The organism is Pantoea eucrina, from assembly GCF_020079945.1.
In the GTDB taxonomy this organism is placed as follows: Bacteria; Pseudomonadota; Gammaproteobacteria; order Enterobacterales; family Enterobacteriaceae; genus Pantoea; species Pantoea eucrina.
In genome coordinates, this window is sequence record NZ_CP083448.1 from 2205162 (window position 1) to 2221392 (window position 16231).

8 protein-coding genes are annotated in these 16231 nt (G+C 57.5%); 3 read left to right on the forward strand and 5 right to left on the reverse strand.

The window, feature by feature from the left end; genetic code table 11:
* Nucleotides 1–300 precede the first annotated feature (300 nt).
* The 3 genes from LAC65_RS10400 to LAC65_RS10410 are packed head-to-tail and all read right to left on the reverse strand — an operon-like array spanning nucleotide 301 to nucleotide 5393.
* Nucleotides 301–1446 (reverse strand): beta-barrel domain-containing protein, encoded by a 1146-nt coding sequence (locus LAC65_RS10400; protein ID WP_104085221.1) that lies wholly within the window; start codon nucleotides 1444–1446, stop codon nucleotides 301–303.
* A complete protein-coding gene (locus tag LAC65_RS10405) occupies nucleotides 1439–3565 on the reverse strand; it encodes a type I secretion system permease/ATPase (RefSeq protein ID WP_203025577.1) in 2127 nt (708 codons plus the stop codon). The genes LAC65_RS10400 and LAC65_RS10405 overlap by 8 nt, the downstream gene beginning before the upstream one ends.
* A 52-nt stretch (nucleotides 3566–3617) precedes the next feature.
* Complete coding sequence (locus tag LAC65_RS10410; RefSeq protein ID WP_039385520.1) at nucleotides 3618–5393, reverse strand: Ig-like domain-containing protein; 1776 nt, start codon at nucleotides 5391–5393, stop codon at nucleotides 3618–3620.
* A gap of 561 nt (nucleotides 5394–5954) precedes the next feature.
* Between LAC65_RS10410 and LAC65_RS10415 the strand changes: the two genes are divergently transcribed.
* The 3 genes from LAC65_RS10415 to rcsB are packed head-to-tail and all read left to right on the forward strand — an operon-like array spanning nucleotide 5955 to nucleotide 10438.
* Entirely contained in the window at nucleotides 5955–7109 is a 1155-nt protein-coding gene (locus tag LAC65_RS10415; RefSeq protein WP_039385523.1) for an MFS transporter, read from the forward strand.
* Between the two features lie 22 nt (nucleotides 7110–7131).
* Nucleotides 7132–9786, forward strand: a complete 2655-nt coding sequence (gene rcsD, locus LAC65_RS10420) for a phosphotransferase RcsD (protein WP_039385525.1) — start codon at nucleotides 7132–7134, stop codon at nucleotides 9784–9786.
* A gap of 1 nt (nucleotide 9787) precedes the next feature.
* Nucleotides 9788–10438: a response regulator transcription factor RcsB gene (gene rcsB / locus LAC65_RS10425; RefSeq protein ID WP_033750421.1), complete on the forward strand. Its 651-nt coding sequence runs from the start codon at nucleotides 9788–9790 to the stop codon at nucleotides 10436–10438.
* 46 nt (nucleotides 10439–10484) lie between these two features.
* On the opposite strand, the gene rcsC is transcribed toward rcsB, so the two are convergent.
* Nucleotides 10485–13337: a two-component system sensor histidine kinase RcsC gene (gene rcsC / locus LAC65_RS10430; RefSeq protein WP_039385527.1), complete on the reverse strand. Its 2853-nt coding sequence runs from the start codon at nucleotides 13335–13337 to the stop codon at nucleotides 10485–10487.
* 166 nt (nucleotides 13338–13503) lie between these two features.
* The gene (gyrA, locus tag LAC65_RS10435; RefSeq protein WP_039385529.1) at nucleotides 13504–16143 is read right to left on the reverse strand and encodes a DNA topoisomerase (ATP-hydrolyzing) subunit A; all 2640 of its coding nucleotides are present in this window, start codon (nucleotides 16141–16143) and stop codon (nucleotides 13504–13506) included.
* Nucleotides 16144–16231: the final 88 nt, after the last annotated feature.

Sequence of the window (16231 nt, forward strand, 5' to 3'; positions counted from 1 at the left end):
AAATTTATTGCCAGATGTAAATATCGTGGAACTAATAATCAGCACATATTGATAAAAAATAAAGCACGAATAAACAAACCGGATTAAATTCCTTGGCATTCAAATAGCTACATTAATTTTATGCCGCACTGAATGATAAAACTTTGTTGCTGCCAGCCTCTACAATTATCCACGCTATCATCATTTATTTTATTATTATCTTCATTCATCCCGAATGAGTGTTTTACCCTGATTCCCGCCGGACATATTTGTCCGGCATTTTTTTATCTGCGCTATTTCCCCGCCAATATAATAATGCATTCAGCGCTCGCGCAGCGCTTCGGCCGCTTTATTCAGCGGCTTGAGCAGATAATCCAGCACCGATTTTTGTCCGGTTTTTATCTCCACATCTGCCAGCATACCCGGCAGCACAGGAAAGCGCTGACCGCGCCGGCTGGTAAGCGTTGCCGTCTGTGTCCGCACATAGACCCGAAAATAGGGTGGCTCGCGCAGGTCGCTATCCTGCAGCGTATCCGGAGAAACGCTCTCGACGATGCCAGGCAGATCGCCATAAATCGCGGTATCGTACGCGGTAATTTTGACCGTTGCGGGCAACCCGGCCCGGATCCAGGCGATATCGCGTGGCGCAACGCGTGTCTCGATCAGCAGCCGATCCTCTAGCGGGACAATCTCCATCAGTTTACCGCCCGGCTCTACCACACCGCCCGGCGTGGTAATAGCGATAGCTTTGACGATGCCATACACCGGTGACAGCAGCGCGGTGCGCGTCAGCTGATCTTCTCTGCCTGCCGCAACCTGCAGCTGCGCATCCAGCTCTGCGCTGTTTTTGACCTGCTCCTCATGCGTTCGCACAGTGTAGTCATTATGCACCTCGTCGATTTTTCCCTGCAGATCGCTGACCTGGCGCCGCAGCCGCAGCGCTTCAACTTTACCTGCCGCACCGCGCGCCACCAGCGGTTCAGTCAGATTGAGTTCCGCCTGTACGAGCTTTAGCGACTGCTGAAGGTTTTGCAGCGTTGTCGTCAGGTTTTGCCGGCGCGACTCATAGAGCTGAGTTTCACGGGCGACCAGCTGCGGGTAACGGCGAATATCCGCGCTGAACTGCAGGGGACGATCGCTGAGCTCAGCATCCAGCCGCTCTGCTGTCGCCCGCAGTGTCCGCACCCTGGCGCTCGCTTCCCCGTAGCTGGACTGGTAGCGGGCGGGATCGAGCGTGGCCAGCAGCTCCCCCTTACGGACAATATCGCCTTCGCGCACGCTGAGCTGTTTGAGGATCCCGCCATCCAGATTATCGATAATCTGCGCCCGGCTGGAGGGCGTGACCTTGCCGCTGCCTGTTGTCACCTCATCCAGCACGGCAACGTGCGCCCAGATCAGCAGCAGCAATAGCGTGAGCGCGCAGAGCCAGATAATGCGCGACGACGCCGCCTCGTTATCTCTATTCATCTGCTACCTCCGTCCGTGAAGCGCTGCGCTGCAGAATGTCATCGCGCGGGCCATCAGCCACAATCTCGCCGTTCTTCATCACAATGATGCGATCGACCAGCCCCAGCAGCGCCGGACGATGCGTGACCAGCACCAGGGTACGCCCCGGCAGCCACTGCGCCAGCTGACGGATCACCTGCGCCTCCAGCGGTTCATCAAGCGCCGCCGTCGGCTCATCCAGCAGCACGATCTGTGGCTGACGCAGCACCATTCTGCTGAGCAGAATCATCTGTCGCTGGCCGCCAGACAGCCCGCGCCCTCCTTCATGAATGAGGCGGTCAAGCGCGGCAGCATCCTGCTGCAGCAGCGATAACGCACCGCTTATGCGCAGCGCCTGCAGCATCTCCTGTTCAGTGGCGTGCGGATTGCCCAGCAGCAGGTTCTGCCGCAGCGTACCGAAAAACAGGCGCGAATCCTGCGACAGCCAGCCGAGCTGCCGCCGCAAATCTGCCGGATCGAGCTGCTGCATGCTGACGCCATCGATTATGATGCGCCCGCTGTCGGGCAGTGCCTGCCCGGCCAGGATTTTCAGCAGGGTCGATTTACCGGCTCCCGCTCCGCCGACAATCGCGATGCGCTCACCGGGACGGATTGTCAGGCTCCCGATAGCAACCGCACGCAGGCTGCTTTCATCATAGTGATAGCGCACCTGCTGCAGCTCATAGTGTCCGCGGAGCACCGCCGCATAAGCCGGCACGCCGCTCTGCGGCTGATCAACCGGCTTTTTAAGCAGTTCATTAAGTCCGGTCATGGCGCTGCGCGCATGCTGCCAGCGCGAAAATACCAGCGTCAGCTGCATCAGGGGAGCGAGCGTACGCGCGGAGAGCAGGCTGCTGGCCACCAGCGTACCGGTAGTGATCTGATTGTTCAGGATCAGATAGACCCCGGCGACCAGCATCCCCGCGTAGGTCAGCTGCTGCACGCTGCCCGCCCAGCCGGTAAGACGCGCGCCCCACAGCCGCTGCTGGCTGGCGAGCGTGGCGCTGACTTCGTGGGTCTGTTCCCACTGCCGCTGAAACCCGGCCTCAGCCTGCAGCGCCTTGATATCCTCTACCCCTTCCAGCGTCTCCACCAGCAGCGCCTGCCGCAGAGCACTTTCGCGCTGGCCCTCTTTAGCCAGCCGCGCCATCGGGATCTGTACCAGCAGCCCCGGGATCACGATCAGCGGGATCGCCAGAAGCGGCACCAGCACCAGCCAGCCGCCAATCGCGGATAAAATCACCAGAAACAGCACCACAAAAGGGATATCCGCTGCGGCACTTACCGTCGTAGAGGTCAGTAATTCACGTACCTGCTCAACCTCACGCAGCTGAGCAATAAAAGCCCCGGTGGAGCGCGGCCGCGCCTCATTGCGGATGCGCAGTGCGCGGGCAAAGAGTTGCGCAGAGAGAGCCAGATCGATCCGCTTTCCCATGCCGTCAGCAACCCGGGTACGCGCCAGCCGGATCAGATATTCCATCAGCGCCGCCAGCATCACTCCGCCAAACAGCACCCATAGCGTGGGTTGTGACCGGGCTGGTATCACCCGATCGTACACCTGCATTGAGAACAGGATCCCCGCCAGCGCCAGCATATTGCTGACCAGCGAGGCGAGACTGATTTCCACCAGGCGTCGCTTCATTGGCCGAAAATGCTGCCATAACCAGTGTGGCTGCCAGGGACGAACAAACTCATCCATGCGCGCATCCCGTGCGCGGGTCGCCAGCGTAATCACGCCGACTTCCGGCTGCGCCTGTGCCAGCAGGTCACTCAGCGGAGCTGAGCGCAGGCCGTCACCGCCTGCGCTCAGCCAGTAATGCACCCTCCCCTCATCATCTGCCGCTTCTGCAAGCGCCAGCGTGCCGTCGTTAAGGCGCAGCAGCAGCGGCATTACGGCCTGCCGCCAGCGCAGCCTGCGGGCGCTGACAAACTGCAGCGTCAGCCCCATATGCTGCGCCAGATCTGTCAGCTGCGCCTGCGGTGACGCCGCGGCCAGCCACTGAAGCTGCAGGCGACGGCGATCGGTGGCGATCCCCAGCGCGGCCGCAGCCCGGTTTAGCGCGGCAATCGCTTCGTCGCGCGTATGCAAGGGTGAACGCATCCCTGGGTCGCCTTTTAGAAAAGAGTGATGTCCTGCGTGTGGCGCAGATAATTTATATCAGTGCCGCTACCGGCTGCTGCTGCAGATGATCGGCCAGCGTCCAGGCAGCATCGCTGCTGCCGTAGTGGTGGTCAGGCTCACTCCCCGCCGCTGCGGCATCCGGTATGGCCTCTCCGGCACCGTAGTGCGCCAGCAGAGAATCGATAGTGGTCGCGCTGAAATCTGTGCTGCCGGCGTCCTCTACCGTTACCGTCCGGACAGCGCTGGCCAGATTGCCCGCTTTATCCTGCGCGCTGACGCTCATCTGATAGCTGCCCGGCTCCAGCGTCGCCAGCTGACCCGCCAGAATGGTCAGCGACCACTCTCCGCTCTCATCCACTGCGGCGCTGTAGTGCCGATCGCCCAGCGTGACGGTGACCAGGCTTCCCTGCGTCAGATGGTCAGAGCTACCCTGAATAAGGTGCCAGTGATCCATGTCGCCGGGCGCGATGACGCCATCGCCAAACGGCTGCTGCAGGGTCAGCGATGGCAGCTGGTGAACCGCCACGGTGAACAGATCGCTGAGCGTCTGGCTGTCGTGATTACCGTAGCTGTCCCAGCGTTCGGCCATAGCGCTGACCGGTCCATCCGGCAGCGCCTGCAGGTCGGCCACGCTGAGCGTTACCATGCCATTGACTGGCGTATAGGCCTTACCGTTGAGCGTAAGCTGGTTGACACCCTCAAGATAAAAGCTCAGCGGCTGCTGCGCTTCCTGTGCGTTAAGGAAGGTATCGCCGCCAATATTCATTTCACAGTAGATGTCCGGCAACGTCGTCACGACATTCAGCTCCAGCGTGGTGTCGGTGCTGTTGCCGGCGGCGTCGAGCGCGTAAACGCGGACTTCACCGAGCGAAATAAAGCTGCTGACCTCGCCGGCAGGAACGATCGCCTGCCAGTGACCCTGTGCATCAATCGCGGCGTGATAAACGTTATCCCCGACGCAGAGCTCCAGCTTCTGGCCCGGAGTCAGCGCCGAGAGCGTACCGCTCAGCATCAGATCCTGCTGGCTCTCAGCAAAGTTAATGACGTTGTCAGCGGTAACGCTGTCAAAGCTGATATGCGGCAGGCTCTCCGGATGGGTTACCAGCGTCAGCTCATGCTGTACCGTGCTGGTTTTGCCATTCGGATCGCGGGCGCTGACCTGCATCTGATAAACGCCATCCGGCAGCGCGTGCAGATCCTCCGGCGTAAACGTTGCCTGCCATGCGCCGTGCTCATCAACGAGAGCAGTGGTGCTTCTGTTTCCCAGCGTCAGCGTGACATGGCTGTTAAGCGGCATATGCGTCACCAGTCCGCTCACCTCCACGCCGTAAATGCCCTCCGCTACGCTAATCGCGTTATCACCACTCACGGGCGCCACGCTGATCTCCGGACGGAGCGTTTTATCCACATAGACGCCAAACCCGACTTCGGTGGCGGTGCTGTTACCCGCTTTATCGCTGATGGTCAGCGTCAGGCTGTAGTTGCCATCCGCAAGACCCTGTAATATCGAAGGCGGCATGGTTGCATGCCAGTAGCCCCAGTGGTTGACCGTGCTGTGCCAGCTTTCGCCATTAAAGCTGAGCGTGACCGTTGCGCCTGGCTCCTGCTCCGCGCGTCCGCGCAGGTGAATGGCGCGATTGCTCTCCCAGGCGGCGATCACGCCATCCTGCGCCAGCGGTTCATAGGGATGTAGCGCGGCCGGTGGCGTGGTATCGCGGTGCTGCCGGCTGGTCATAATCGGGCTGACACGTTCAGCGCCAGAGGTAAATAACGACGCAAACGATGAAGTGGATTGGCCTGAAAACATAGGTAACCTCGTTACGGAGTATGCATTGCACCAGTGATTACCTGTATTAATGTTTCAGGCAGATCGGTGCGCCATACAGGCCATAACAGCATGGCCCGTTTCACCTGATGAAAACGGGTTACCCGCAGGTAACAAGGTTAAAGGTATGACGTTAAATGCGCGCTCCCGGCCGGGCTGGCGTGCGTGGCGATCTTGCTATAAGCGGCCCCTTCAGCGGTGGCCTGCTTTATCTTAGCGCGCTTTACCGGCTGCTGTCTGGTGGCAAAAATCCGGAAAATGGCTGTAAAACGCGCAACCAGCGAAAACCATAGTCAGCCAGTGATCTCTCGCTTATTGCATCAGTATATGTCATCAATCACCTGACTTAATTTGCGTTATGTCACTTAATATCTGTCAGGCAGTACCAGGAAATATCTGGAAAAAATTCTGGCCCGGGCAAATATCGGTAAGATGTCCGATTCCTGTGCAGCAGCAGGCAACGCAAATTGCGCGTTAATTCCGCTGCACCGCCTGCTTTGATGCTAAACTTCGACGCTTTAACAGCGGATCAAAATAACGACTATGACTGCACTGGACGCCGCACAGCCAGCCAAACTGCATCAGCGTGTTAATTTCGGCACGCGCACTGTTTTCCTTATCGCCGGGTTGAGTATGTCTGCCTGGGCGCCGCTTGTGCCTTACGCCAGCCAGCGTCTGCAGCTGAGCGGAGCCTCCCTCGGCGGGCTTTTACTATGTCTGGGCATCGGTTCGCTGGCCGCTATGCCGGTGACGGGGGCGCTGATTGGTCGTTTTGGCTGCCGCCGGATTATGACCTGCTCTGCGCTGCTGATTCTGGCGGTGTTGCCGCTGCTTGCCACGCTGGATCATCTCTGGGCGATGGCGTTTACGCTGATGCTATTCGGCGCCGGACTCGGCATGCTGGATGTGGCGATGAACGTGCAGGCGGTTCACGTGGAAAAAGCGGCGGGCAAGCCGATGATGTCAGGCTTTCACGGCTTCTTCAGCCTCGGCGGCATTATCGGCGCCGGTGCGGTGAGTCTGCTGCTGGGTGCCGGGCTGACGCCGCTGCAGGCCATCGCGATTATGATGGTGCTGATCGCCGTGCTGCTCTGCTGCAGTCTGCCAACCCTGATGAGCGAGCGGCTGCGTCAGGCTGATGAACCCTGGCTGGTGATCCCGCGTGGCTGGGTCGCTTTTCTCGGCTGCCTCTGCTTTATTCTGTTCCTCGCCGAGGGTGCCGTGCTCGACTGGAGCGCCCTGCTCCTGCTGCAGAGCCCGGGCCTCAGCGTAGCCTATGCCGGACTGGGCTATGCGGTGTTTTCGGTTGCCATGACGATTGGCCGGCTGACCGGCGACAAAATCATTCAGCGCTTTGGCCGCTATCACGTCATGCTTACCGGCGCGCTGGCAGCCAGTGCAGGTATGACGCTGGCCGTGCTGGTCCCCTGGCCGCAAACCGCACTGCTGGCGTTTCTGCTGGTCGGATTCGGGCTGGCGAATACAGTGCCGATGCTGTTTAATGCCGCCGGTAACCAGCAGGCCATGCCTGTCAACCTGGCGATATCGGCCATGACAACGTTAGGCTATGCGGGTATTCTCTCAGGCCCGGCGTTAATCGGCTTTATTTCCCAGTGGCTCACACTAAGCGGTGCATTCCTGCTGATTGCTCTGATGCTGCTGGCTGTCGCCGCCAGCGCACGCCGGGTTACGCGTTGATTGCAGGATCCTGAGACTCACTATGCTTTATAAATTTCCACTGACTTCCGGTAACGTTACGCGTTTTGTTGTCGTGTTTAACCTGGTGCTGCTGCTGGCGCTGGGCGCCGTGGTGCACAATAGCGTCAGCGCCTGGATTGCCGAAAAGCGTTATGCCATGGCTGACCTGGCGCGTGATATGCAAAAACGCATCGACGCTTACCGCTTCGCCACCTGGCAGATTTACGAAAATCTCGCCACCAGTGCGGCCGGCTCTGCGCCAAACAGCACGCTGCAGGAGACCCGGCTGCGCCCGGATGTTTACTATCTGGAAAAAACGCGCCGCAAAACGGAAGCGCTGATTTTCGGTTCGCACGACGGCAGCACGCTGGATATGACTATGCGTATGTCCGGCTATCTCGATACTTTATGGGGTGCGGAAAACCCGGCGTGGTCGATGTATTTTCTGAACGGTCAGGATAATAGCCTGATCATGATCTCTACCCTGCCGCTGAAAGATATGGCAACGCGCTACAAAGAGAGCGCGCTAAATACGCTGGTCGACAGCCGCCGGGCTGAGATGCTGCAGCAGGCTAACGCCCTGGATGAGCGCGAGAGCTTCTCTCCACTGCGTCATTTTACCTGGCAGAACGATCACTACTTTACGCTGCGCACCACCTTTAACCAGCCGGGTCATCTGGCAACGGTGGTGGCTTTCGATCTGCCGGTTAACGATCTGGTGCCGCAGAACCTGCCGCTGGAGAATTTCCAGCTGCGTCAGGATGCGACCCCGGGCAGCAGCACTGATGACGACAGCGACGGCACGACCAGCGTTACGCTGGTTAACCCGGATCTGGAGATCGCTGCCTCGCTGCCCAGCACGCCGCTGCAGCTGGTTTATCGCGTACCGCTGGTTAGCCTTGCGCTTGATATGCTGCATAACCTGATGTGGCCGCTGCTTATCAACCTGTTGCTCTTCCTGCTGTCGATTGCCGGCGTGACCCTGCTGCGTCAGCAGGCGCTGCGCCCGAATGAGAATCAGAGCGCAGAGCTCGATTCGCTGCGTATGCTGAACGAAGAGATCGTCGCCAGCCTGCCGGTCGGGCTGCTGGTGTATGACTTCGCCACTAACCGCACCCTGCTAAGTAATAAGATTGCCGATCACCTGCTGCCGCACCTGAACCTGCAGAAGATTATCAATATGTCCGATCAGCATCAGGGCGTGCTGCAGGCGACTATCAATAACGAAGTCTATGAGATCCGTCACGCACGCAGCGTGCTGTCGCCGCACACGCAGCTGTTTATGATGCGCGATCAGGATCGCGAACTGCTGGTTAATAAGAAGCTGCAGAAAGCACAGCAGGTACTGGACCGCAATCACCAGATGCGCCAGCAGCTGATGCAGCAGCTTGGCCATGCGCTGAACCGCCCGCTGCAGGATATGGTGACGCGGCTGGTGCAGCTCAGCCAGCGCAGTGACGATGAGAGCGTGCTGGATCTGCTGGATGAGAGCCAGCGGCTGGCCCGCCTGGTCGATGATATCGTGCTGCTGAACCGGCTGGAAGCGCATGACTGGTCGCCGGAAACCAGCCCGTTTAATCTGCAGGATCTGCTGGATGAGATTGCGCTGGAGAGCCTGCCGCTGCTGCGACGCAAGGGCCTGACGCTGGTGGTAAACAACCAGCTGGCGAATGATGAAATGCGCAGCGGCGATCGCCGCGCGCTGCGTAAGGTGCTGACCACCCTGATGCATTATGCGCTCACCACCACGCAATGGGGAAAAATCACGCTGGAAGTGAAAACGCCAGCGAACAAGCCTGATGTGCTGCAGCTGCAGCTGGTCGATACCGGTTCCGGGCTAACGGCGGATGAACTGACCAACGCCGATTTCCCCTATCTTGGTGAGACGTCGCAGGATCGTTTTGGTCAGGCCTCCGGAATGGCCTTTTTCCTCTGTAAACAGCTCTGCAAGCAGATGGGCGGCCAGTTAGACATTATCGCTAAACCCGATATCGGCACGCGCTATAACATCCAGCTGCCGCTGACGCTGCAGCTGCTGCTGGAGGAGCAGGAAGAAAAATTACTGGAGGGCGTGACCGCTCTGGTCGATATAGCAGTGGAGGATGTACAGAAAATCGTCTGTCGTCATCTGGAGAACTGGGGCGCTAAGTGCCTGACCTCAGATGAACGGCTCTCGGGTCAGGAGCATGACGTCCTGATCACGGACGACCCTGAACGTCTCAGCGGCTGGGCATTACTGCTGGCGGGCGATGAGCTGGGGCATCACGCCCTGAACGACAGACAGTATCGCGTGAATTATAACCTCAGCAACGCCCTGCTTGACGCACTGCTGGCCCTGATTGAAAAGCAGCTGGCCAGTGATTTGATGGAGGAGAGTGAAGAAAATGAGGCTGGCACACCGCTGTTAAGCGGCGGCTATTTCCAGCTGTTTACCGAGACAGTACCGCCTGATGTCAGGAGACTGTATACTGAAGCGTCGGATAGCGACTATCCTTCTCTTGCTCAGACAGCGCATCGCCTGAAAGGCGTTTTTGCCATGCTCAATTTGCTGCCGGGTAAACAGCTTTGTGAAGCGTTAGAACAGCACATTAAAATGTGCGACGATTTAACCATTAAAAATACCACCAGTGAAATTGACGCCTATGTCAATCAACTGCTGCAGCAAGGTAACCAATAAGATGAATAACCTGAACGTAATTATTGCCGACGACCATCCCATTGTTCTGTTTGGTATCCGTAAGTCTCTGGAACAGATTGAATGGGTTAACGTAGTAGGTGAGTTTGAAGACTCCACAGCACTGATCAACAGCCTCTCCAAGCTGGACGCGAATGTTCTGATCACCGATCTCTCAATGCCTGGCGAGAAGTATGGCGACGGCATTACCCTGATCAAATACATCAAGCGTCACTATCCCGATCTTTCGATCATTGTTCTGACCATGAATAACAATCCGGCGATCCTGAGTGCCGTTCTGGATCTCGATATTGAAGGGATTGTGCTGAAACAGGGCGCTCCGACCGATCTGCCAAAAGCGCTGGCCGCACTGCAGAAAGGCAAAAAATATACGCCGGAAAGCGTTGCCAAACTGCTGGAGAAGATCAGCGCAGGTGGTTACGGTGACAAGCGTCTGTCGCCGAAAGAGAGTGAAGTACTGCGTCTCTTTGCTGAAGGTTTCCTCGTCACTGAGATTGCCAAGAAGCTGAACCGCAGTATCAAAACCATCAGCAGCCAGAAGAAATCAGCCATGATGAAGCTGGGTGTGGATAACGATATCGCACTGCTGAACTACCTCTCCTCGGTCAGCGCCACGCAGATCGACAAAGATTAATCTTTGCAGGCGGCCCGCAGGCCGCCCGTTCGTTTAATCCCCTGCCCTACGCCTGACGACCGGTACGCACGCGGGCAGCGTAGCGCGCCAGAGTGACTTTCAGCTCATCCAGCGTCACCGGTTTCGACAGGCAGTTATCCATACCGGCATCCATACAGCGCTGCTTCTCTTCCGCCAGCGCGTTCGCCGTTACGCCAATCACCGGGAACACGTGCCCCAGCTGGCGCAGCCGCTGCGTCAGGCGATAACCATCCATATTCGGCATGTTTACGTCGCTCAGTACGATGTCGATATGATTGCGACTCAGCACGTTAAGCGCATCAACGCCATCCTGCGCCGTTTTGGTCTGATAGCCCAGCGTACCGAGCTGCTCCGACAGCAGCATACGGTTGATGGGATGATCATCCACAATCAGAATCATAATATCTTCATTGCTGCTCGCATTCTCTGCTGCAGGCGGCGGCAGCGGCGTGGTGGTATCACTGTCAATCGTGATGCGATAGATACGACCCAGCAGCAGCGGCAGGTCGTGCAGCGTTGCGCTGCTCTGCACCCAGACGCCCGGCGAGCGCTCCTGCGGCATATCGATATGCTCACCGCAGATCAGAATGCGCGCGCGCACCGCCTGCGCCAGTGAATCGTCGTGATCGCTTATCACCACATCATCGCTTTCTGCCTGTCCCTGCCAGGCTGCCGCTTTCAGTCCCTGCTGCTGCAGCAGGCGCAGCAGAAACGCAGCGAGATAGTCGTTGCGCAGGTCAAGCCAGATCGCTTTCTCCTGCAGGCCATCCAGCAGCGGCGGCGCCGGCTGCTGCCCGGCGTAGATCGGAATACGCACGATAAACTGGCTGCCCATTCCCGGTTCAGAATCAACCTCAATATCGCCATCCATCATGTTGATCAGTTTTTCGCAGATTGCGAGTCCCAGCCCGGTGCCCTGAAAGTTGCGCTGCACGCCGGAGCCAACCTGGAAGAAAGGATCGAACAGCCGCGTCACCTCTCTGGCAGGAATGCCGACCCCGGTATCGCGCACGCGGAAGGCAAGATAGCCCTCTTTAACGTAGGCGTGCAGAATAATGCAGCCGGTATGGGTAAATTTGATGGCGTTATTAAGCAGGTTGGAGATCACCTGCTGCAGCCGCAGCGGATCGCCATCCAGCGCCAGCGGCACGTTGTTTTCCATAAAGACATAGAGCGTAAGACGCTTGCGCACCACCAGCGATAAATAGTTGCTGGTGATATGGTTAATCACTTCGCGCGGTGAGAAAGGACGCGGCTCAATTTTCAGCTGCTCTGACTCTATCTTCGAGAAGTCGAGAATATCGCTGATAATTTTCAGCAGCAGGCTGGAGGAGTTGTTCATGGCGGTAACCAGCGATTCCACCCCTTTGGGCAGGCTTTTGGTCTGCAGCAGATCGAGGTTACCGATGATGCCGTAAAGTGGCGTGCGCAGTTCATGACTGACGGTTGCGAGGAACATCGATTTCGACTGGCTCGCCTGTTCAGCGGCGTGCGCCATCTCCTGCAGCGACTGCTCCATACGTACGCGGGATGAGACATCAACCAGCACGCAGATGGCCACATTTTCATTGCGGTAGCGCGAATGCACAAAGCTGATCTGCAGGTTGGTATTGCTGCCGGTCAGCACATCAACAAAATTCACCTGCTGGCCGCTGATAATTTCATTAAGCCGCTGGCGATCCTCCTGCGTCAGCAGCGTAAGATAGTTGTGCGCCAGTTCGTTGCTCAGAATATTGGTGCCATCGCTGGTGCGCAGAATGCAAATCCCTACCGGTGCCGACGCGACAATTTTCCGGTTGAACTGCTCATGCTCCTCCAGCCGGTGCGCGTTATCTTCCGCCGGCAGGAACATGCGGCGCTCAAATATCCACGCCAGAGTAAAAAGCACAATCGCACTGAAGATGTTAAGCAGCAGCGCGTTAAGCAGCAGCAGCCGCAGCTGATCCACCATTACCGACGTGGGCAGAGACCAGATGATATTCAGATCTGACGGCGGCAGCGGCTTTTTCAGCACCAGCTGGCGGTAGTTGTCGAGGTAGCCAAACCAGGTGCTTTCATCGGGCAGATCGTCCAGCGCGTAACCGGGTCCGCTGCGGCGGCTGCTCAGCAGCGGGCGGTAATTTTCATCGGTAATGGTCGCCACCAGCGGCAGTCCGCCGGGCTGAACAAATTCATCCAGCCGGATATTCTGCTCAACGCCCAGCAGCGCCTGAAGTTTGTTGGCGACGTAAACCGGGACGACCATATAGAAGTTGCCGCTTCCGGGCTGCGTGCTGTCGGTGATCCAGTACATCGGATTGCGCCGATCTTCCTCATTGCTGTTGCGATAGTGCAGCACATGTTCGCGCAGCGCCTTCATGCTGCGTTCCCGGTCTAACGGATTGCTGCTGCCGATGGTGAAATCAGCCAGGCACTGACTCTCACCGCCGATAAAAAACACGCGATTCAGCTCATAGGCCGCAGCAAAATTGCTTTTCCAGTAGTTGATATAGTAGCTGAGCGAGTCGAGCGAGTTGCGCCAGGTGTTGCTCATTGAGGTGCAGTCACCGTCGGAAAAGAGCGGCGTAAACTGCGGCAGCGTGCTTTTACCGGCGGGCAGGCCGTTGAGCATGTCCAGCCCGTTGGCGCTGCTGCTAAGACGATTTTCCGTGATGTACTTCAGTTCCCGCATGACGTCAGCCGAGTGCCGGACGTACCACTCTGCTTTACCATAGTTCGTCGCAAACTCCTGGCGTATTCCGTTCTCTTTTTCATGCAGCACATTGATGATGTAGAAGGTGGTCAGCAATGCACCCAGCGACCAGAGCAGCAGCGCCAGCGCCCGGAAAAGATAGCGCGAGATACGAAGCGTGGTGCGAAAGGAGACGAGATATTTCAAGAGAGGCTCACTGGCGGTAACGGTTAACAGGACCCAAAAAGGTGCACATACACTAGCTTTATCGCTGCGAAAAAGCCAGTTGGTGCAGAGGTGCGGGGCGAAAACTCAGATAATAAAACGGCAGGTCGGTTGCCCTGACCTGCCGCTGATAAGGTGCATCAGACGATTATGCGTCGTCTTCTGCGTCCGGTGCCTCGTCATCGCTGTCGACTTCCGGCGCGATATCCTCTTCGCCTTCCGCCACGCTGCCGTCGATGGCATCCAGCTCCTCTTCTTCAACCGGCTCCGCCACGCGCTGCAGGCCAACCACGTTCTCATCTTCCGCGGTGCGGATCAGGATCACGCCCTGCGTGTTACGGCCGACCACGCTGACTTCCGATACGCGGGTGCGTACCAGCGTGCCGGCATCGGTGATCATCATAATCTGATCGCCATCTACCACCTGTACCGCACCGATAACCGGTCCGTTACGCTCGGTAACTTTGATCGAGATAACGCCCTGAGTGGCACGTGATTTCGTCGGATACTCGCTGTTAGCCGTACGCTTACCGTAACCATTCTGCGTAACGGTGAGGATCGCGCCCTCTTCGCGCGGCACAATCAGCGACACCACTTTATCGTTCTCTGCCAGCCTGATACCGCGCACGCCTGAGGCTGAACGCCCCATGGCACGCACTGCACTCTCAGCAAAGCGCACGACTTTACCGCCAGCGGAGAAGAGCATCGCTTCATCATTGCCGTTGGTCAGCGCTACGCCAATCAGCTCATCATCTTCACGCAGGTTGATGGCGATAATGCCGGCGCTGCGCGGACGACTGAACTCCTGCAGCGCGGTTTTCTTCACCGTGCCGCTGGCCGTCGCCATAAAAATATTGAAGCCTTCGGTATACTCACGCACCGGCAGAATAGCGGTAATGCGCTCGTTAGCTTCCAGCGGCAGCAGGTTGACGATAGGACGCCCGCGTGCGCCACGGCTCGCTTCCGGCAGCTGATAAACCTTCATCCAGTAGAGACGACCCCGGCTGGAGAAGCAGAGAATCGTGTCGTGGGTATTAGCCACCAGCAGGCGATCAATGAAGTCCTCTTCTTTGATACGTGCGGCTGATTTACCCTTGCCGCCGCGGCGCTGCGCTTCATAATCTGACAGCGGCTGATACTTAACGTAGCCCTGATGCGACAGGGTGACGACCACATCTTCCTGGTTGATCAGATCTTCGATATTGATATCCGCGCTGTTGGCGGTGATCTCAGTACGGCGCGCATCGCCAAACTGATCGCGCATCGCTTCCAGCTCTTCGCGGATCACTTCCATCAGGCGGTCAGCACTCTGCAGAATGTGAATCAGCCCGGCAATCTGCTCCAGCAGCTCTTTGTACTCATCAAGCAGTTTCTCATGCTCAAGGCCGGTCAGTTTCTGCAGACGCAGATCCAGAATCGCCTGAGCCTGCTGCTCGGTAAGATAGTAGCGGCCATCGCGAATACCAAATTCAGGCTCCAGCCACTCCGGCCGCGCAGCGTCATCGCCGGCACGCTCAAGCATGGCGGCAACATTGCCGAGATCCCACGCCTGTGCCAGCAGAGCGCCCTTCGCTTCTGCTGGCGTCGGCGCGCGACGGATCTGCTCGATAATCGGATCGATATTCGCCAGCGCAATCGCCAGACCTTCAAGGATATGGGCACGATCGCGCGCTTTGCGCAGTTCGAAGATGGTGCGACGCGTCACCACTTCGCGACGGTGGCGCACAAAGGCTTCGATGATATCTTTCAGCGGCATGATCTTCGGCTGACCCTGATGCAGAGCCACCATGTTGATGCCGAAAGAGACCTGCAGCTGCGTCAGCGAATAGAGGTTGTTCAGAACCACTTCACCCACGGCGTCGCGTTTGACTTCAATGACAATGCGCATACCGTCTTTATCAGACTCATCGCGCAGCCCGCTGATCCCTTCAACGCGCTTCTCTTTAACCAGCTCGGCAATTTTTTCAATCAGGCGCGCTTTGTTAACCTGATACGGGATCTCATTGACAATAATGGTTTCGCGACCGGTTTTGGCATCGGTTTCGATTTCGCCACGCGCGCGAATGTAGATTTTACCGCGCCCGGTACGATAGGCCTCTTCAATACCACGACGGCCATTGATAAAGGCTGCGGTCGGGAAGTCCGGACCGGTGATGTGCTCCATCAGCCCTTCTACGCTGATGTTTTCATCATCGATAAAGGCGAGGCAGCCGTTGATCACTTCAGTCAGGTTATGCGGCGGAATGTTAGTTGCCATTCCCACGGCGATACCGGAGGAGCCGTTTACCAGCAGGTTAGGAATTTTGGTTGGCAGCACTTCCGGGATCTGCTCGGTGCCGTCGTAGTTTGGCACAAAGTCGACCGTCTCTTTTTCCAGATCGGCCAGAAGCTCAGAGGAGATCTTCGCCATACGGACTTCGGTATAACGCATCGCTGCGGCGGAGTCGCCATCAACGGAACCGAAGTTACCCTGACCGTCAACCAACATATAGCGCAGGGAGAACGGCTGGGCCATACGGACAATACTTTCGTATACAGCAGAGTCACCGTGCGGGTGATACTTACCGATAACGTCACCTACCACACGGGCAGATTTCTTATAGGCTTTATTCCAGTCGTTACCCAGTTCGCTCATGGCGTAAAGCACGCGGCGATGCACCGGCTTCAGGCCATCACGGACATCGGGTAAGGCTCGGCCAACAATGACCGACATGGCGTAATCGAGGTAGGAGTTTTTCAGCTCTTCTTCGATATTGACCGGTGTAATTTCTCTCGCAAGGTCGCTCATGGAGCCGCTATCCCTCTACTTAATCCCGGATTTTAAAGGTGCGAAAGTATATCACATTGCTTACGTACGGTGAACGTAAAGCGGGGTT

Coding starts and splice junctions, on each gene's coding strand:
- LAC65_RS10400 (WP_104085221.1), bottom strand. CDS start 1,446: ATGAATAGAGATAACGAGGCGGCGTCGTCGCGCATTATCTGGCTCTGC.
- LAC65_RS10405 (WP_203025577.1), bottom strand. CDS start 3,565: ATGCGTTCACCCTTGCATACGCGCGACGAAGCGATTGCCGCGCTAAAC.
- LAC65_RS10410 (WP_039385520.1), bottom strand. CDS start 5,393: ATGTTTTCAGGCCAATCCACTTCATCGTTTGCGTCGTTATTTACCTCT.
- LAC65_RS10415 (WP_039385523.1), top strand. CDS start 5,955: ATGACTGCACTGGACGCCGCACAGCCAGCCAAACTGCATCAGCGTGTT.
- rcsD (WP_039385525.1), top strand. CDS start 7,132: ATGCTTTATAAATTTCCACTGACTTCCGGTAACGTTACGCGTTTTGTT.
- rcsB (WP_033750421.1), top strand. CDS start 9,788: ATGAATAACCTGAACGTAATTATTGCCGACGACCATCCCATTGTTCTG.
- gyrA (WP_039385529.1), bottom strand. CDS start 16,143: ATGAGCGACCTTGCGAGAGAAATTACACCGGTCAATATCGAAGAAGAG.